Annotated in this window: 12 protein-coding genes; 5 read left to right on the top strand and 7 right to left on the bottom strand. The window is 39.6% G+C overall.

Translation table 11 applies throughout. The annotated features are described in order from the left end of the window. Positions 1–35 precede the first annotated feature (35 nt). The 6 genes from J3U37_RS05135 to J3U37_RS05110 form a co-directional block, all read right to left on the bottom strand. Positions 36–1,361, bottom strand: a complete 1,326-nt coding sequence (locus J3U37_RS05135; protein WP_267373644.1) for a glycoside hydrolase family 28 protein — start codon at positions 1,359–1,361, stop codon at positions 36–38. A gap of 122 nt (positions 1,362–1,483) precedes the next feature. Then, on the bottom strand, positions 1,484–2,986 hold the full coding sequence (locus J3U37_RS05130; protein WP_267373642.1) for an MFS transporter: 1,503 nt from the start codon (positions 2,984–2,986) through the stop codon (positions 1,484–1,486). Positions 2,987–3,080: 94 nt separating this feature from the next. Further along, complete coding sequence (locus J3U37_RS05125) at positions 3,081–4,580, bottom strand: altronate dehydratase family protein (RefSeq protein ID WP_324170091.1); 1,500 nt, start codon at positions 4,578–4,580, stop codon at positions 3,081–3,083. A gap of 13 nt (positions 4,581–4,593) precedes the next feature. Beyond that, entirely contained in the window at positions 4,594–6,057 is a 1,464-nt protein-coding gene (locus J3U37_RS05120) for a tagaturonate reductase (protein WP_267373640.1), read from the bottom strand. Between the two features lie 48 nt (positions 6,058–6,105). Continuing rightward, entirely contained in the window at positions 6,106–7,518 is a 1,413-nt protein-coding gene (gene uxaC, locus J3U37_RS05115) for a glucuronate isomerase (RefSeq protein ID WP_267328670.1), read from the bottom strand. A gap of 73 nt (positions 7,519–7,591) precedes the next feature. Further along, positions 7,592–8,854 (bottom strand): MFS transporter, encoded by a 1,263-nt coding sequence (locus J3U37_RS05110; protein WP_220218921.1) that lies wholly within the window; start codon positions 8,852–8,854, stop codon positions 7,592–7,594. A gap of 239 nt (positions 8,855–9,093) precedes the next feature. Here J3U37_RS05110 and exuR point away from each other — a divergent pair, with 239 nt between their 5' ends. After that, the gene (exuR, locus tag J3U37_RS05105; protein WP_267328671.1) at positions 9,094–9,870 is read left to right on the top strand and encodes a transcriptional regulator ExuR; all 777 of its coding nucleotides are present in this window, start codon (positions 9,094–9,096) and stop codon (positions 9,868–9,870) included. A 135-nt stretch (positions 9,871–10,005) separates the two neighbouring features. Here the strand turns inward: exuR and lolA are convergent, their stop codons facing one another. Then, positions 10,006–10,599, bottom strand: coding sequence for an outer membrane lipoprotein chaperone LolA (gene lolA / locus J3U37_RS05100; protein ID WP_267373637.1), 594 nt, complete (start codon positions 10,597–10,599; stop codon positions 10,006–10,008). Positions 10,600–10,777: 178 nt separating this feature from the next. Here lolA and J3U37_RS05095 point away from each other — a divergent pair, with 178 nt between their 5' ends. The 4 genes from J3U37_RS05095 to glnD all read left to right on the top strand — a co-directional run bounded on the left by J3U37_RS05095 (position 10,778) and on the right by glnD (position 18,983). Next, positions 10,778–12,118 carry a replication-associated recombination protein A gene (locus tag J3U37_RS05095; protein WP_267328673.1) on the top strand — a complete coding sequence of 447 codons (1,341 nt, stop codon included), beginning with the start codon at positions 10,778–10,780 and terminating at the stop codon, positions 12,116–12,118. A gap of 480 nt (positions 12,119–12,598) precedes the next feature. Continuing rightward, the gene (gene nrdA, locus J3U37_RS05090) at positions 12,599–14,884 is read left to right on the top strand and encodes a class 1a ribonucleoside-diphosphate reductase subunit alpha (protein WP_267373634.1); all 2,286 of its coding nucleotides are present in this window, start codon (positions 12,599–12,601) and stop codon (positions 14,882–14,884) included. Positions 14,885–15,019: 135 nt separating this feature from the next. Further along, positions 15,020–16,150, top strand: a complete 1,131-nt coding sequence (gene nrdB, locus J3U37_RS05085; RefSeq protein ID WP_366518653.1) for a class Ia ribonucleoside-diphosphate reductase subunit beta — start codon at positions 15,020–15,022, stop codon at positions 16,148–16,150. A gap of 178 nt (positions 16,151–16,328) precedes the next feature. Continuing rightward, positions 16,329–18,983, top strand: a complete 2,655-nt coding sequence (gene glnD / locus J3U37_RS05080) for a bifunctional uridylyltransferase/uridylyl-removing protein GlnD (RefSeq protein ID WP_220218915.1) — start codon at positions 16,329–16,331, stop codon at positions 18,981–18,983. The last annotated feature ends 9 nt before the right edge of the window (positions 18,984–18,992 follow it).

The following is an 18,992-nucleotide window of genomic DNA, read 5'->3' as shown; positions in this document are numbered from 1 at the left end:
AAATAACCGCTATTTAGCGGTTATTTTCAAACACATTATTCAGTTTTAAGTCCAATTAACTGCCCATTTTGTTTGACAAATGATTGATTAACATGCACATCGGTACAATTTTTTACATAGAGTGGATCGCAAACCACATTATCAATAATGACATTATTCAATAAAACAGAGTTGGCATTTTCAATAAAAAAGCCTTTGCCTGCCTCCGGTTTGACATCTTTAAACATATCAACTTCGCCGGCTTGTGCATCTATTTGCATTGAAATGCGGATATTATCAAACGAGATATTAGCAATTGGCGATTCGGGAATCCCATATAAAAAGCCGGCATACGCCCGAACATTTTTAGCGATAATATTAGAAAAACTGATGTTATGACAAGCTGGCGTATCTTCACTTACCGGTAGTGGCTGTTTATTCCAGACAATCGGATCGTTGCCTTTTGGACCACAATAATAGTAGTAGTTCATCACAAACGGCGATAACACTTCGTCCATAACAATATTACTAAATGTGATATCGGAAATAGTACCACCACGACCACGGCGAGTTTTAAACCTTACGCCACGATCGGTTTTTTGAAAGACACAGTTACTGATAGTGATATGACGAATAGAGCCACTCATTTCACTGCCTAACACCACCGCACCATGACCATGAATCATATTACAATTGGTAATTAAAATGTTTTCACATGGGCTTTTATCCGCTGTCTGCTCTGTACCGGCTTTAATAGCAATACAATCATCGCCAACATCGATATAACAATTGGAAATTCTCACATTACGGCATGATTCGGGATTAATGCCGTCGGTATTAGGTGAATCAGCCGGATTAAGAATCGAAATATTATCCACCACCACATTATTTGATTCCATTGGATGCACTGTCCAGCTAGGTGATTGCGTTAAAAATAGTTTTTCAATCGTTATGCGCTGGCAAAAATCAAACCCAATCAAATATGGTCTTGGATAACGAAGATTTTCCCGCTGTTGACGAAAAACCTGCCACCATTTTTGCCCGTTACCATCTATCTTACCGCCACCGGTTAAGGTGACATTTTCAATACTGTGTCCATAAATACAAGGCATATAGACATCTTGCTTCACCCCTTCCCAACGTGAATTGACAATTGGATAATCGTTCACATCATCAGAAAAGCGTAATGTTGCGCCTTGCTCAATATGTAAGGTGAGATGACTACAAAGTTTAATTGCTCCAGTGTAATAGGTGCCCACTGGCACAACAATGGTTCCCCCACCCTGCTTTTCAATATGTGCGATTGCTTTTTCAAAAGCGTGGGTATTTAATGATTTTCCGTCGCCAATCGCGCCAAAATCTGTCACTGATACTCTCGTCATTATTCTGTCCTTCCTACTGTCGGTTTATAAACGACAAATTAAAAACTTAATTGCCGCTTAGCACTTATTTTATTCATAACAGGATCGGCGTTAACCAATCCCGATAACTGCTCGAATCGTTATTAATGTGATTGTTTATAACCAATATTGTTATGACCAAAACATTTTTCATAAGCAATCCCGGTTAGATCTTCTACCACTTTTTTGGTTTCTGGCGTGACATCTGCCATTTTGCCGCCATTACGAACTCGAGCAACTTCGTTAATAATAATCGAATGGGTCGCATGATCGAGTTTCATTTTCCAAGCGAAGCACGCACCAATTAAAGCCATACCAATTACACCATAAAGAATGATGCCATTTATTGCCGCAATGGCGCTTTGTGGTTGAACATGTGATTTAGATTCAAAGCCATATGCACTCAAAATAACGCCGAGGACAAATACAATAGAGGCTCGAACTAATTTACCGGCCATGGTCATGGCACCGGCATAAACGCCTTCACGGCGGCGATCGGTTACCACTTCATCAACATCAGCCAAAAAGACATAAACGCTCCATGGAATATAATATACGCCCCCTGTTCCTAATCCAAACCAGATAGTAATACCAACTACTATCCATGTGATATGCGGTAAGTTGAAATAATAGATACCCACATAACCAATCATCGACGAAATAACGATAAGCAGCGCAATGATAAATGGTTTTTTAAAGCCTTTTTTAGCGCAATACATCATAAAAAATGCTGTTGAGACCAACTGACAAATACTACTTAATGAATTCATCTCCGCCACAAATGAGCGTGGCTCACCGAGACTAAATACAATAAAATAGGTAAAGACGGCAGTAAATAACCACTCAGCCCCAAAACCAAATAGATACATACCTAAATGCGTTCTAAAGGTCTTAATTCGAAAGGTTGATAAAATGTCGATGAAAAGTTTTTTAATGGCTTGCAAAAAGCTATGTACCGATTCATCTTTGACTTGATCTTTAGGCTTTTCCCAACTATTACAATAAAGCAAAATTAACGCCGACATCATGATAAGCGCATAAGTGATACCGGTTAATAAAAAAGGGGTTGCCGATTCTTTACTGTAAAAATAGAAATAGACGCCCGGTATCGCAGCACCTAAAAAGTTAGCTACTTTACCAAACATGGCTTTAGAACCGGTTAGGTAAGTCCGTTGTGAAAAGTTTGACGTCATCTCTACAGGCAAAGTATTAAATGGAATCATAATGCTGGTATAGATGATCTCAAATAAAATATAGGTGACTAAGTAGTACCAAAAACCCATACCCTCAATCCATAACATGGGGTAAATGGTCATTAAAGGTATACCAATTAAAATAAAGAAACGACGCCGCCCAAAGCGCTGCCCGATTTTAGTTTGATAAAAATTGTCTGTGATAAAACCCATTAATGGATTAAGTATCACATCCAAATAAGTGGCAATTGAAAATATTAAGGCTGCTTGCACAACACTTAACCCACAAAAAGTGGTGTAAAAGTAGAGTAGCCATGCGCCACTTATCGCCAGCGCGCCACTACCGATTAAATTACCACTGCCGTAAGAGAATCTTACTAACCATGTAATTTTTTTCTCTTTTTTGTCATTCATAAATGATCCCTATAGTATTTAAAAAAAACAGTGCCCCCCATCAAGTCCCGAAGGACTTAATGTCACTATTAACTAACAAACAATTAATTTATGTTTAGAGGGTTACGCCACTTTTTAAAATGGCTAAATTTTTAAAGTTATTTATTTCATTGCGTGTTTTATTTCCGTTAGCAATTTGAACAATATGCTCGATAAATTCTGTTAATAATTTTTGCATTGAAACGCCTTGAATCAGTTTTCCGGCGTTAAAATCGATCCAATTGGCTTTCTTTTCGGCTAATTGGGTATTGGTGGCAATTTTGACAGTCGGCACAATGCCGCCATAAGGTGTGCCTCGCCCCGTGGTAAACAGTACCATATGACAACCCGCCGCCGATAAAGCCCCGGTCGCCACCGCATCATTACCCGGTGCACTAAGTAAATTTAGACCGGTTTTGGTTAAACGTTGCCCATATTTGAGCACATCGATAACTTCACTTCCGCCCGCTTTTTGGGTACAGCCAAGCGATTTTTCTTCAAGCGTGGTAATACCACCTGCTTTATTACCCGGAGAAGGGTTTTCATAGATAGGTTGATTGTTGGTAATAAAATATTGTTTAAAATCATTAATCATGTGCACGGTTTTATCAAAAGTCGATTCGTCAACACAGTGCGACATCAAGATATTTTCAGCGCCAAACATTTCCGGAACTTCGGTCAGCACACTTGTCCCACCATGCGCAATCACATAATCAGAAAACAGCCCAAGCATAGGATTGGCCGTAATGCCGGAAAAACCGTCTGAGCCACCACACTCTAAACCGAATTTCAGCTCGCTTAAACGCCCTGCTTCTCGCTTATCTTGCTTCATTATGGCGTAAAGTTCGGTTAAATGGACAAGCGCCGCTTCGATCTCATCGCTTTCTTGCTGCGCAATTAGAAATCGGACACGTGAAGAGTCATACTCGCCTAGATCTGCCTTAAATTCGGCAACCTGATTATTTTCGCATCCCAGCCCAATCACCAGCACCGCACCAGCGTTAGGGTGTTTGACTAAATCTTGTAAAATGATTTTGGTATTTTGATGATCTTGCCCTAATTGAGAACAGCCATAAGGGTGTTCGAGCACAGTAATGCCGTCAATGTCTAACTGATGATTCAACTGCTCACAAAACTGACTGACAATTTGCTGAGCAATACCATTAATGCAAGTAACTGTTGGGATGATCCAAAGTTCATTGCGGATACCCACTTCACCATTTTTGCGCCGATAAATTTGCACTTCTCGATCGGCAATGGCATGTAAGTTATCGCTTTTTGCTAAACTGGGTTGATATTTGTAATCATCAATATCACTCAAGTTGGTTTTTAAATTGTGTGAATGAATATGCTCACCCGCTTTAATCGGGCTGGTTGCATGCCCGATTGGTAAACCATATTTAATAATGTTTTCACCCAAGCCAATATCGTTAAGTGCAAATTTATGCCCTTGCTTTATCGGCTGTTTTAAATCGATATGATGCCCGTCGATAACAATATCTTGCTCATGCGCTTGCAAATCGGATAATGCCACAGCGACATTATCCATATTATTTATTTTTATAAATTTAATCATGATATTGCTCATTTTATTTGCTATCAGTCACACATTTTTCCATTGCCTTGCGCATACCTTGTTCGGTTATTACCGTTAAATATTGTGTTAGGGTTGATGCTAATTGAGCAATAGCCAATAAATCCTGTTCCCAATGTGCACTATCACTTAAGACTTGTTCTACTAACTGGGCTAATGTTGCTTTACCTTCTGCTACATTTTGCCAAGCTGTACTAAAGCGTGTTAGCCAAAGCGCATCATCTTGTAATGGATAGTGCTGGTTATCTCTCACACCTCGATAAAAGGCGATTAATGCGGCAAACGAGAACACCAAATGCACAGGCAATTGCCCTTTGTGTTTTTGATAGGCGATTAATTGCGGCAAGATACGGGTTTTAAATTTTGTCATGCTGTTTAAAGCAATTGACATTAGTTGATGCTCAATAAAAGGATTTTTAAATCGACTAATCACTGAATTAGCAAAATCGACCAACTCTTGATGTGGTAAATCTAACACCGGAATAATCTCATCAAAAATCGTTGTTTTGATATAAGATAAGATTTGCGGATCATTCATTGATTCACCCACCGTATCAAGACCGGCTAAGTAAGCGACCGGCACTAAAGCGGTATGTGCGCCATTTAAAATAGCCACTTTTCGCTCTTTATAAGGCTTGATATCATCCACGATTTTAATGTTCATGTTACATTGATCTAACCTTAGCGCTTGAGCCAACCACTGCGGACCTTGAATCACAAACAGATAAAAATACTCTGCCGAATCGATAAAGTCGTCTTGATAACCTAATTCTTGCTCAAGTTCATTGATTTGAGCTTTTGGGTAGCCGGGCACAATGCGATCAACTAATGTTGAGCAAAATAGATTGTCATTTTCCAGCCATGCAATAAAGTTGTCTGACAAATTCCACTGTTTAGCATATTTTAAGACTAACTTCTTCAGCGCCTCACCGTTATAATCGATTAGCTCACAAGGAATAATAATCAAGCCACTGTCTTTACTGCCGGCAAAGTGAACAAATCTTTCATATAAAAATGCGGTTAATTTAGCCGGAAAACTGCTAGCCGGTCTGTCGGTCAATTGATCACTTTCCACATAACTAATACCGGCTTCGGTAGTATTTGAAAAGATAAACTTAATATTGGGATCTTTAGCTAATTGAAGATACTCATCATATTGAGTATAGACATTGATTTCGTTATTGACTGAACGAATCATTCTAAACGCTTTTACCGCCTGATTTTGTTCATTTAAGCCACGGATTAACGTGGTATATAAACCATCTTGCGTATTTAACGAAGGTGGAAAGTCGGTATTTAATGGGCGCACAACAACCACGCCAGCGTCAAGATCGGTATTTTCGTTCAGTATATCTAATTGCCAATCTAAAAAGGCACGTAAAAAATTACCCTCGCCAAACTGAACGACTCGGGTGGTATATTTTGCGCCGGGAAAATCATTTCTATTTAATTTTTTCATTACTATTATTGCTCTTATTTTAATTTCACTCGTTTGGATGATCGTTTGTTAATTGAGCTCGATACCAAAATAGTTTTTGGCATTATCAAAGCTAATGTTTTTCACCATTTGACCTAATAACTCGATATCACGAGGTGCTTCGCCGTCTTCGACCCAACGACCAACCATACGACACAAAATACGTCTAAAATATTCATGACGAGTATAAGAAAGGAAACTACGACTATCGGTTAACATACCGACAAAACGACTTAATAAGCCTAGCTGGGCTAATTGAGTCATTTGACGAATCATGCCGTCTTTCTGATCATTGAACCACCAACCGGAACCAAATTGCATCTTGCCGGCAACGCCTTCACCTTGAAAATTACCAATCATGGTGCCAAGAACTTCGTTATCAGAAGGGTTTAAACAATATAAAATCGTTTTTGGTAATGCATTTTCTTTCGCTTGTGCATCCAACAATCGAGAAAGTGGCTGGGCGACAGGGGAATCATTGATTGAATCAAAGCCGATATCGGCGCCCATTAAGTTAAACATGCGAGTATTGTTATTGCGCAATGCGCCGATATGGTACTGTTGTACCCACTCACGCTTGTTATATTCAAAACCTAAAAAGATAAGCACAGCGGTTTTAAATTGTGCGACCTCTTTTGCACTTAGCTCACTACCGGCAAGGCGCTTAGTTAAAATCGCATCGAGCTCTGTTTCGCTCGCTTGCTCATAAACCACCGTATCAAGGGCATGATCGGATACTTTACAGCCGTGAGCGGCAAAATGGTCCATACGTTTTGAGAGCGCTTGGCAAAGTGATTGGAAGCTTGAAATAGCCACATCGGCCACGGCGGATAGTTTTTCCATATAAGCAGCAAAAAATGGCGAATCGATATTAAACGCTTTGTCCGGACGCCAGCTCGGTAACACTTTAATGGTAAACGAACTATCTTGCGCAATTGTTTTATGGTGGGCTAAATCATCGATAGGATCATCAGTTGTGCCAACCATTTTAACGTTCATTTTTTCCATAATGCCACGTGCGGAAAATGCTTTTGTTTCAAGCATAGCATTACATTGATTCCAAATTGTTTCAGCCGTTGCAGGGGAAAGTAAGAGATTATCAATGCCAAACGGACGTCGAAGCTCTAAATGTGTCCAGTGGTATAACGGATTACCAATGGTATGTGGCACAGTTTGCGCCCACGCTTTAAATTTTTCAAAATCGCTAACATCACTGCCGGTACAATATTTTTCAGCAACACCATTAGTGCGCATTGCTCGCCATTTATAATGATCGCCTTTCAACCAGATGTCATACAAGTTTTTGAATTGATAATTTTGAGCGATCTGCTCCGGTGGTAAATGGCAATGATAGTCAAAAATAGGTTGATCAGCAGCATAATCATGATAAAGCTGACGAGAAAACTCAGTATCCAGTAAAAAATCTTCGGTTAAAAAGCGCATATTTATCTCCAAAAACAGGGTTTAGCAATTCGATTGCCAATCGATTATATGATTGGCAATTTGATTTAATTAGTTATTGATTAGTTGTTGGGGCTTTTAAAATTGTCCACACCGCTACCGCAGCTAAAAGATCAAGACAAGTTAAAATCACAAACAACGGACTAAAACCGACCGTGTCGGCAAGTGCCCCAACAATCAAAGCAAAAATCGTACTAGCAAGCCATGCTGCCATACCGGTAAATCCATTAGCGGTGGCAACTTCGTTCCGACCAAAAACATCTGATGACAGGGTAATTAGGGCACCGGATAAAGTTTGGTGAGCAAAGCCGCCAATACAAAATAAAATGATAGCGATATAAGGATCGGAGAACAGCCCCATAAGGCCTGGCGCAATCATCAATACAGCGCCGACAGTGACCACACATTTACGTGAATTCACTAAGCTGACATTAAAATGTTTTTGAAAAAACGGCGACATATACCCGCCTAAAATACAGCCTAAATCGGCAAATAACATTGGCAACCAAGTAAAAATCGCAATCTGTTTTAAATCAAAATGATAAACGGTGTACATAAATAAAGGGATCCATGCATTAAATGTTCCCCATGCCGGTTCGGCTAAAAAACGAGGTAAGGCAATCCCCCAAAAGCGGCTGGTGGTGAGAATTTTTTTAGCGGGTAACTTTTCTTTATTGGATGTTTGATGACCAGCTTCTTGACCGGATAATATATATTTTTGCTCTTCAGCTGATAGATATTTTTGTTCGGTTGGGTGTCGATAAAGAGCAAACCAAAATAGCCCCCAAATAAAACTTAATAAACCACAAATAATAAAGGCTAACTGCCAACTGTGTAAGAAAATTGCGCCGGCAACCAATGGTGGGGCTATCATTGCCCCGACGGATGAACCTAAATTAAACCAGCCAACGGCAATCGATCTTTCTTTAGCCGGAAACCATTCACTTGTCGCTTTTAAGCCGGCTGGAATCATTGCCGCTTCAGCAGCACCGACAGCGCCACGTGTTATAGCCAGCCCAAGCCATCCGGTTGAAAAGGCGGTGCTGATGCAAAATACCGACCATAATAAGGCAAAAACCGCATAACCAACGCGTGTCCCTAACAAATCCAAAACATATCCGGCAACCGGTTGCATTACCGTATAGCAAGCTGAATATGCAGCAACAACATACGAATATTGTTGGGTGGTTAACCCCATAACATCTTTAAGAACTGGAGCGGCAACCGCAATCGAGTTTCGAGTTAAATAGCCAAGTATAGTTCCAATCGTAACTAAAGCTATCATATACCAACGCAGATTTTTTATGGTTTTTAACATCTTTACTACTCCTAAATCGACAAACATTCTGGCGCATATTAACATGTATGACAACTAAAAAAGTTGACATACATCACAGATTTTAATGATAACCTTAATATTTAAACGGTTATTTTTTTATTAAAATCGTTCAACAACATACTGTTTATTCGAAAAAATTCAGGCAATATTATTTAACTCTAACCGATTAGATGTTATTTTAAGATCCTTGATAACTTAAACCTTTTAGCAAGATAATTATGACCCAAGAACAAAACGAACATCAGCGGCTCTATCAAGTTATTGCCAGCGAGCTTAAAAAGCGAATAATCAATGGTGATTACCCTGTCGGCAGCAAACTGCCGTCGGAAAGATTGATATGTGAAGAGCTTAAAGTAAGTCGTTCAGTTGTGCGAGAAGCAATTATCATGTTGGAAGTGGAAGGTTATGTCGATGCACGTAAAGGGTCTGGCATACATGTAATAGCCAACACAGTACAGACTGATATGTTACCACCGTCACAAGGGTTAAACTTCTCAACCACAGGTCCCTTTGAACTGTTGCAAGCTCGTCAACTGATAGAGAGTAATATTGCTGAATTTGCCGCAACGCAGATCACCAAAGATGATATTGTTAAGCTGTTAGAAATCCAGCACAATGCGAAAAAAGAAGATCACTACCGTGACTCCAACTGGGATTTAAAATTTCACACCCAAATCGCCATGATAACGCGCAATACTGCTTTGATAACCATTGTTGAAGAGGCATGGCGGCAACGGATGTTAAATCCGTTATGGAAAAAGCTACATGAACATGTACAACAACAAGATATTGATAGCTGGTGGGATGAACATGATAAGATTTTAGAAGCACTGATTAACCGTGATCCTAAAGCGGCCAAATTAGCCATGTGGCAACATCTGGAGAACACCAAAAAAATGTTATTTGATGCAGCAAGTGAGGATTTTGAAACCAAACGAGATCACTATCTGTTTTCCGATAACCCTGTTGTGAGTATTAATGAAAAAGATCATTAAACGGTGACAGTGAGTGTATCAAATAGCCATTTTAATTGATTAAATGAATAAAACATCATTTAGCTTTAAGTTGGGGCTGTTTGTTAGCACTCGCCCCAAATGTTTAATTTAGTCAGCATTAGCTAGTTATTACCATTAACGCTGATCATCAACTGTGACACCGCCAGGCACAACAAGTTTAAATTTATCCGCATTAACTATCCCTAAAGTTTGGTTAGATAAATCATAAAAACTGCGTTGTCCGTCTTCTTCAATAACGGTGAAGTTAGAAACCATACCGGTCGGCAATACCGAAATAATAAAATCTTTTTTTGAACCATCGATTGCTTTTAAGGTAAATGAATCTTGCTTGCGTTTCACTTGATAGGAATCCCAAATCGCATTATGGCTATCGGTGAGTAGTAACATTAAACGATTATCGACCGAATTTTTTAAATTCAACAAGGTAACTTGTTGGACTGCAGGAGTATATATCCACATATTTTTACCGTCGGAAATAACGATTGTTTCATCCGGTTCTGTCATTGTCCAATTGAAAGAATAAGGTCTGTTTACCCATAATTCACCTTTACCGTCTTGTACCGGTTTATTATCGGCGGTTGTCACCTTTTGCGTAAATCGGGCAGAAAATCCGTCAATTTTATTTAACCGTTGTTGTAATAATTCCTTATCGCCTGCAAATGCCGACACACTAACGAATAACCCTATTAAGAATAAAAACTTTTTCATAAACAATCCTTCTATTTTCGATCCGGTATTAATGGTTAACTCATAAACAACTGCTGAATAAGCTCAAAATATTACCGTTTTTCTGTCAGTGGGGAAAGATATTTTCTTTTCTTTTTTCACTTATCTAATAACAGGTATATAATAGTTTTCATTTAACCAATTGGGATCACTCTTTGCCATGCCTAGTATGTCTTTTGAATTTACTCACGATGAATTTCAGCCATTAGCGGCTCGAATGCGTCCACGTAATTTATCTGAATATATTGGTCAAACTCAGCTGTTAGGCAAGGATAAGCCATTGCGTCAAGCCATTGAAGCTGGGCATTTGCACTCAATGATTCTTTGGGGACCACCGGGCACCGGTAAAACGACACTGGCAGAGATTATTGCTCACCATGCCAATGCTAAAGTAGAACGCATTTCAGCGGTGACATCGGGAATTAAAGATATCCGTGAAGCGATCTCACGTGCCCAAATTAACCAGCAAGCAGGCATACGCACGATTTTATTTGTGGATGAAGTTCACCGTTTTAATAAAAGTCAGCAAGATGCCTTTTTACCTTATGTTGAAAATGGCACTGTTACTTTTATTGGGGCAACAACAGAAAATCCGTCATTTGAATTAAATTCAGCACTCTTATCACGAGCAAGAGTGTACTTACTCAAATCGTTGACCAATGAAGATATCGAACAGATTTTACAACAAGCGATGGATGATCCTGAGCGTGGCTATGGCAATCGTCAAATTGTTTTACCGCAAGAGACTAAACAGCAAATTGCTGAATTTGTCGGCGGTGATGCAAGGCGAGCACTTAATACGTTGGAACTATTGGTTGATATGTCTAACGGTCAAGCGCTCACCACCGATTTACTCAAACAAGTTATTGGCGAACGCAGCGCCAGATTTGATAATCAAGGCGATCGTTATTATGATTTGATATCGGCAGTGCACAAATCCATTCGAGGCTCATCGCCCGATGCTGCGCTTTATTGGTATGCCAGAATCATTTCAGCAGGCGGTGACCCGCTGTATGTGGCACGTCGCCTATTAGCGATAGCCTCAGAAGATGTCGGTAATGCCGATCCTAGGGCGATGCAAGTTGCCCTTGCCGCTTGGGACTGCTTTACCCGTGTTGGACCAGCGGAGGGCGAACGTGCTATAGCGCAAGCGATTGTCTATTTAGCCTGTGCCCCAAAAAGTAATGCGGTATACCTGGCGTTTAAACAGGCAATGCAAGATGCGCAATCGAAACCCGATTATGATGTGCCGGAACATTTACGTAATGCACCAACAAAATTAATGAAAGAGTTAGGTTATGGCGATCAATATCGCTATGCTCATGACGAACCAAATGCTTTCGCTGCCGGTGAGAATTACTTTCCACCCGAACTTGCCGATCGTAAATATTATCACCCCACAACTCGCGGGGCAGAAAAGAGTTATACGGAAAAACTGGCATGGTTAGATGCCCAAAATCAAGCTAGCTTAAATCAACGGTATAAATCATCTAAAAAGTAATCACCGTGTTTTTAATATAAAGTTAACACCGGTAATAATAACCGGTGTTATATTGTTTAAAACCACAATAATAAACAGTCGAATACTAAAAGTCAGTCTGAACAATAAACATTAACAACAGCACGATATTGAACTTATTGCCAAACACGATAAGCCAGTTGTTTATCAAAAAAGAATCAACAAACGGCAACAAGTTTAAATGATAAAATGACCGTTTGCTATTCATAGGTATTTCTTATCAATATAGTTTTCGAATTTTTACTGTGCCAACCTACCTTTGTTATTTAATTGAATAATAAACAACATTGGAGCACGGTTAGCGCTAAAGCCTTTTTTTTAATTAAAAAACGGTACGTTATTGATGAATATATACACTATATATAGTAATTAAATGATTAATAGGCACTATATATTGTATATTTTGATAATTATCAACTATTATAACCCATACAAAAATTTCACAATCAAACTGGATGGAAAATGAACAAATCAATACTTGTCACTAAGCGGGATGGCCAAAAAGAACCTATCAATCTGGATAAAATTCATAAAGTGATTACCTGGGCGGCTGAAGGATTAGATAATGTGTCGGTTTCTCAAGTCGAATTGCGTTCCCATATTCAATTTTATGACGGCATTAGGACTTCTGATATTCATGAAACCATTATCCGAGCCGCTGCTGATTTGATTTCACAAGATGCGCCGGATTATCAATATTTAGCTGCTCGCTTAGCCATTTTTCATCTACGTAAAAAAGCGTATAACCAATTCACACCACCACCACTTTATGAGCACGTCAAAAAACTGGTTGCCAGCGAACGTTACGACAAACACTTACTGGAAGATTATAGCCAGGAAGAGTTTGAACAAATGGATAAGATCATCGACCATTGGCGTGATATGACCTTCTCTTATGCCGCTGTAAAACAGTTAGAAGGTAAATACTTAGTTCAAAATCGGGTAACCGGTGAAATTTATGAAAGTGCCCAGTTTTTATATATTTTAGTGGCGGCCTGTTTATTTGCTAATTACCCTAAAGAAACCCGCCTTAGTTACATTCAGCGTTTTTATGATGCGGTTTCGACATTCAAAATCTCGCTCCCTACTCCGATTATGGCAGGAGTACGTACCCCAACCCGTCAATTTAGCTCGTGTGTTTTAATTGAGTGTGATGATAGCTTAGATTCCATTAATGCGACCGCTAGCGCCATTGTAAAATATGTGTCTCAGCGTGCCGGAATTGGCATTAATGCCGGGCGTATTCGTGCGTTAGGCAGTTCAATTCGTGGTGGTGAAGCTTTCCACACAGGTTGTATTCCTTTTTACAAATATTTCCAAACCGCAGTGAAATCTTGTTCACAAGGCGGCGTACGTGGTGGCGCAGCGACGGTGTTTTACCCTATCTGGCATTTAGAAGTTGAAAGTTTACTGGTTTTACGTAACAACCGTGGCGTTGAAGAAAACCGTGTTCGTCATTTAGATTATGGCGTGCAAATTAATAAACTGATGTATCAGCGTTTAATCAAAAACGAAAATATCACGCTGTTTAGCCCGTCTGATGTGCCGGGTCTGTATGATGCATTTTTTGCCGATCAAGCAAAATTTGAAACGCTTTATCATCAATATGAACAAGATGTCAATATTCGCAAGCGAGTAGTAAAAGCGGTCGAGCTGTTTGCTTTATTAATGCAAGAACGTGCTTCAACCGGGCGAATTTATATCCAAAATGTCGACCATTGTAATACGCACAGCCCGTTCAATGCACAACTGGCGCCAGTTCATCAATCAAATTTATGTATGGAAATTGCGTTGCCAACCAAACCGCTGAATAATGTCAACGATGAAAATGGTGAAATTGCCCTATGTACACTATCCGCCTTTAATCTGGGTAAAATTGATTCACTTGATGACTTTGAAGAGCTTGCTGATTTAGCGGTGCGTGCCCTTGATTCATTACTTGATTATCAGGATTACCCTGTTCCTGCGGCGAAAAACTCCTCCCTTAATCGTCGCACTTTAGGCATCGGTGTCATTAACTATGCTTACTATCTGGCTAAACATGGTGTTAAGTATTCTGACGGCAGCGCCAATAATTTAACGCACCGCACCTTTGAAGCGATGCAGTACTATCTACTTAAAGCGTCGAATAACTTAGCTAAAGAAAAGGGAGCCTGCCCGTTATTTAATCAGACTACTTATTCACAAGGTATTTTACCTATTGATACTTATAAACAAGATTTAGATACCTTAACTAAAGAGCCATTACATTATGATTGGGAGTCACTGCGTGAATCAATAAAAACCCACGGTTTACGCAACTCAACCCTATCGGCTTTAATGCCTTCGGAAACCTCGTCACAAATTTCCAATGCGACCAACGGCATTGAGCCGCCACGTGGTTTTGTCAGCGTAAAAGCCTCAAAAGACGGGATTTTAAAACAGGTTGTGCCTGACTATAAAGATCTGCAAAACTTTTATGAATTACTCTGGCAAATTCCAAATAATACCGGTTATTTACAGTTAGTGGGCATTATGCAGAAATTTATCGATCAATCGATTTCAGCTAATACTAACTACGATCCGACTAAATTCCCGAATGATAAAGTACCGATGAAACAGCTGTTAGCTGATTTATTGACGGCTTATAAATACGGGGTTAAAACACTTTACTATCACAACACCCGTGACGGTGCTGAAGATGTTCAAGGTGATATTGCACTTACTGAAAGTGATGACGGTTGTGCTGGTGGCGCCTGTAAGATTTAGTCTAACGCTATAAAAAATAGCCATTTAATCATTGTATTGGGGAAACGGATACTTTCCCCTGATGTTGCCCTCTTTTCACTGTCGAAAGGTGGCGGTAAAAATAACTAAAAATCAGTTAGGAGTTTTGTTATGAGTATGAATTACAGTACCTTTTCGCATGTGCATAATGATCAACTTAAAGAGCCGATGTTTCTTGGACAACCTGTTAATGTTGCACGTTACGATCAACAAAAATATGAGATGTTCGAAAAACTTATCGAAAAACAACTTTCATTCTTTTGGCGACCGGAGGAAGTCGACATTTCGCAAGATCGTATCGACTATGCGGCGCTACCGGAACATGAAAAACATATATTTATCAGTAATTTAAAATATCAAACCTTACTTGATTCCATTCAAGGCCGTAGTCCGAATGTGGCTTTATTGCCTCTTATCTCGATCCCCGAACTTGAAACATGGGTTGAGACATGGTCATTTTCTGAAACTATCCACTCTCGCTCTTACACGCATATTATTCGTAATATTGTCAACGATCCGTCAGTGGTATTTGACGATATTGTGACGAATAAAGAGATTCAAAAACGTGCCGGTGACATTGCAGGATATTATGATGATTTAATTAGCTATGCCAGCTATTACAACTTATTTGGTGAAGGCAAGCACACAATTAACAATCGCACGGTAACAATCGACCTACGTGAACTTAAACGTCGACTATACCTGTGCTTAATGAGCGTCAATGCCCTTGAAGCGATTCGCTTTTATGTCAGCTTTGCTTGCTCATTTGCATTTGCTGAACGGGAGTTAATGGAAGGTAATGCCAAAATTATCAAACTTATCGCCCGTGACGAAGCACTACACTTAACTGGCACCCAATTTATGATTAACACCTTACGCAGTGGCGAAGACGATCCGGAAATGGCGGAAATTGCCAAAGAGTGTGAACAAGATTGTTATGATCTCTTCTTACAAGCCGCCAATCAAGAAAAAGAGTGGGCATCGTATCTATTTGAAGGTGGCTCAATGATTGGTTTAAACAAAGATATCTTATGCCAATATGTCGAGTATATCACCAATATCCGCATGCAAGCAGTCGGATTAAAATTACCGTACGAAGTAAAATCCAACCCAATTCCATGGATCAACAACTGGCTAGTATCAGACAATGTCCAAGTTGCCCCACAAGAAGCTGAAATGAGCTCGTACTTAGTGGGTCAAATTGATTCTGAAATCAATGAAGATGATTTAAGCGATTTCAAATTATAGTTTTATACTTAAACGTAGGTATTTTCTGAAACTTCTTGTCAAAAGGAACAAAAAATTGTTCCTTTTTTATCATCTATACAGATTTATTGAGGTCATTTTTACCCTAACGGTAGCTTGACAGTTACTAAAAATCAGGTAACGTTATCATCATCCCATTGTCTTGATCAATTTGACAACTATGACTGATGCCCATTTGAATTACCCGATTTCTCCGCTCGATTTTACTGATGAGCAGATAAATATTAGCTATCTTAAACAGCAACTCGATGACTTTCAGCAATGGTCTGTTGATCAGTTTAAACAACAAGTTGATATCGATGACTTAGTGCATTTACGCAGTGCATTTATTGATAAGCTGCTTGAGCGTTTATGGCGATATTATCAAATTCCCGAACAAACTCCTTCACTGTTTAAAAAAAATCGGATTGCATTAATTGCGGTTGGTGGTTATGGCCGCTCAGAACTACATCCGCTATCTGACATCGATATTTTAATCTTAAGCGACCAAGCACTAAGTAAAGAGCTGGAAAACCAAATAGGTCATTTAGTGCGTTTACTTTGGGATCTGCATTTAGATATCGGGCATAGCGTCAGAACGTTAAAAACCTGCCTGCAAGAAGCGAAAAACGATATCACAATTATGACCAACTTAATCGAATCAAGATTAATTGTCGGTAGTCAATCGCTATCAGATGAGCTAAGCGCACAGATTTTTAGCGATAAAATCTGGCCTTCGGCGGCGTTTTATCGGGCAAAAGTTGCCGAACAAAAAGAGCGCCATAAACAGTATCACAGCACCACCTATAATCTTGAACCGGATTTAAAAAATAGCCCAGGCGGTTTGCGTGATATGCAAATTATTCAATGGATAGCAATTCGCCATTATGGTGATCAGTTTTTGCAGAAAGTGGCTAACTTTGACTACTTAACGCCCGAAGATATCGAAGAGTTTAAAACGTGCCGTAAATTTTTATGGCGAATGCGTTTTGCGTTGCATAGCGTGATAAATCGTTATGATAACCGCCTGCTGTTTGACCGCCAACTGAGCATTGCTAATTTGCTAGGTTATAAAGGCGAAGGCAATACACCGGTTGAAAAGATGATGCACGACTACTATCGTGTAGCGCATAATATTACCGAATTAAATCAAATGCTGTTACAGCTTTTTGATGAATCGATTTTAGCCCAACACGCCAATAATAAACCTTATGATATCGATGACTATTTTCAAGTTCGGGAGAATTTAATCGACGTCAAAAATGATAATATTTTCAACGACGATCCGGTCATGATTATGCAACTGTTTTATACCATGTTGCTTAATCCACAAGTTACCGGACTTTATTCAAACACCATTAGACAATTACGCTCAGCCAGACGGCACTTAACTTCGCTACTTTGTGAAGAGGCAAAAGCTAGAGCGCTGTTTATGCAAATAATTAAACACCCGGATGCCATTAAAAAGGCGATATTGCCCATGCACCAATATGGCATATTAACGGTTTATATACCGGGTTGGAAACACATTGCCGGTATGATGCAGTTTGATCTGTTTCATGCCTATACGGTGGATGAACATACAATTCGCCTGTTACTGGAGCTTGATAGCTTCAAAACACAAGCCGGTCAACTCAAGCACCCCAATAGTTCAGCCGTGCTAGCCAAATTATCCAAACCGGAACTGTTAATCATAACCGGTTTATTTCACGATATTGGTAAAGGGCACCATGGCGATCATTCAGAGATCGGCGCCAAACTGGTAGAAAAATTCTGCCATTTACATCAATTAGAGGCAAAAGATACCGATCTGATTATCTGGCTGGTGCGTTACCACTTATTAATGTCTGTCACCGCGCAAAATCGAGACTTACAAGACCCCGATGTTATCCGTGCTTTTGTGCAATTGGTGAAAAGCAAACGCCGTTTGCAATACCTACTTTGCTTAACGGTTGCCGATGTGTGTGCCACCAATGAAACGTTATGGAATAGCTGGAAACAGAGCTTACTACGTGAGCTGTATTTAACCGCTAAACGCTCGTTTGATACCGGCATTCACCAAATACCTCAGCAACGTAGTATTGCAAGGCAACATAAGCAAGATGCATTAACCATGCTGCTTGGGCAACACTTTTCTGAGCCTGCAATCAATGATCTTTGGCAAGATTATCGGGTCGACTACTTTTTGCGTTACAGTACCGAACAGATCGTGTGGCACGCGCAAATTTTGTTAAACCATGATTTAAACCAAACCTTGGTATCAATCAATCCGGCGCCTTATCATGGCGGAACTGAAATTATTATCTACTCGCCTGATAGACCTTATCTGTTTGCAACTGCTTGCAATACGCTCAGTAAACTTAACTTAAATATTCATGATGCCTTAATTATCACCAACAAAAAAGGCTTTGCCCTCGACACCTTTATCGTCTTAGAGCCGAACGGGCAAACGGTACAAAAAAATCGGCATCAAGATATCATCACCGCACTTGAAAAGGCATTACAACAACCGGTTTATAAAGGGGTAAGGATCAAACCACCAAAACAAAGATTGCGATCGTTTTCAATCCCAACGCAAGTTAACTTTTTATCAGCGTTTAATGATAGCCAAACCTATATGGAGCTGATCGCCCTTGATAAACCCGGCTTGCTTGCTTGCGTCGGTGAAGTGTTTGCCAATTTAGATTTGTCATTAAGTAGTGCTAAAATTGCCACCATTGGTGAACATATCGAAGATTTGTTTATCTTAACCGATAAACACAATAAAGCGCTTGATGATAAAACTTGCCATGATTTACGTGAATCTATCATCAATGCGATTGATTCAATAAGCTAGTTAACAAAT

This window comes from Gilliamella sp. B3172, assembly GCF_026536465.1.
Lineage (GTDB): Bacteria > Pseudomonadota > Gammaproteobacteria > Enterobacterales > Orbaceae > Gilliamella.
This window is presented reverse-complemented; position numbering and strand designations above follow the sequence as displayed.

Bases quoted from the DNA above. Each gene is read 5' to 3' on its own strand.
- J3U37_RS05135 (WP_267373644.1), bottom strand. From the start codon at position 1,361: ATGACGAGAGTATCAGTGACAGATTTTGGCGCGATTGGCGACGGAAAA.
- J3U37_RS05130 (WP_267373642.1), bottom strand. From the start codon at position 2,986: ATGAATGACAAAAAAGAGAAAAAAATTACATGGTTAGTAAGATTCTCT.
- J3U37_RS05125 (WP_324170091.1), bottom strand. From the start codon at position 4,580: ATGATTAAATTTATAAAAATAAATAATATGGATAATGTCGCTGTGGCA.
- J3U37_RS05120 (WP_267373640.1), bottom strand. From the start codon at position 6,057: ATGAAAAAATTAAATAGAAATGATTTTCCCGGCGCAAAATATACCACC.
- uxaC (WP_267328670.1), bottom strand. From the start codon at position 7,518: ATGCGCTTTTTAACCGAAGATTTTTTACTGGATACTGAGTTTTCTCGT.
- J3U37_RS05110 (WP_220218921.1), bottom strand. From the start codon at position 8,854: ATGTTAAAAACCATAAAAAATCTGCGTTGGTATATGATAGCTTTAGTT.
- exuR (WP_267328671.1), top strand. From the start codon at position 9,094: ATGACCCAAGAACAAAACGAACATCAGCGGCTCTATCAAGTTATTGCC.
- lolA (WP_267373637.1), bottom strand. From the start codon at position 10,599: ATGAAAAAGTTTTTATTCTTAATAGGGTTATTCGTTAGTGTGTCGGCA.
- J3U37_RS05095 (WP_267328673.1), top strand. From the start codon at position 10,778: ATGCCTAGTATGTCTTTTGAATTTACTCACGATGAATTTCAGCCATTA.
- nrdA (WP_267373634.1), top strand. From the start codon at position 12,599: ATGAACAAATCAATACTTGTCACTAAGCGGGATGGCCAAAAAGAACCT.
- nrdB (WP_366518653.1), top strand. From the start codon at position 15,020: ATGAATTACAGTACCTTTTCGCATGTGCATAATGATCAACTTAAAGAG.
- glnD (WP_220218915.1), top strand. From the start codon at position 16,329: ATGACTGATGCCCATTTGAATTACCCGATTTCTCCGCTCGATTTTACT.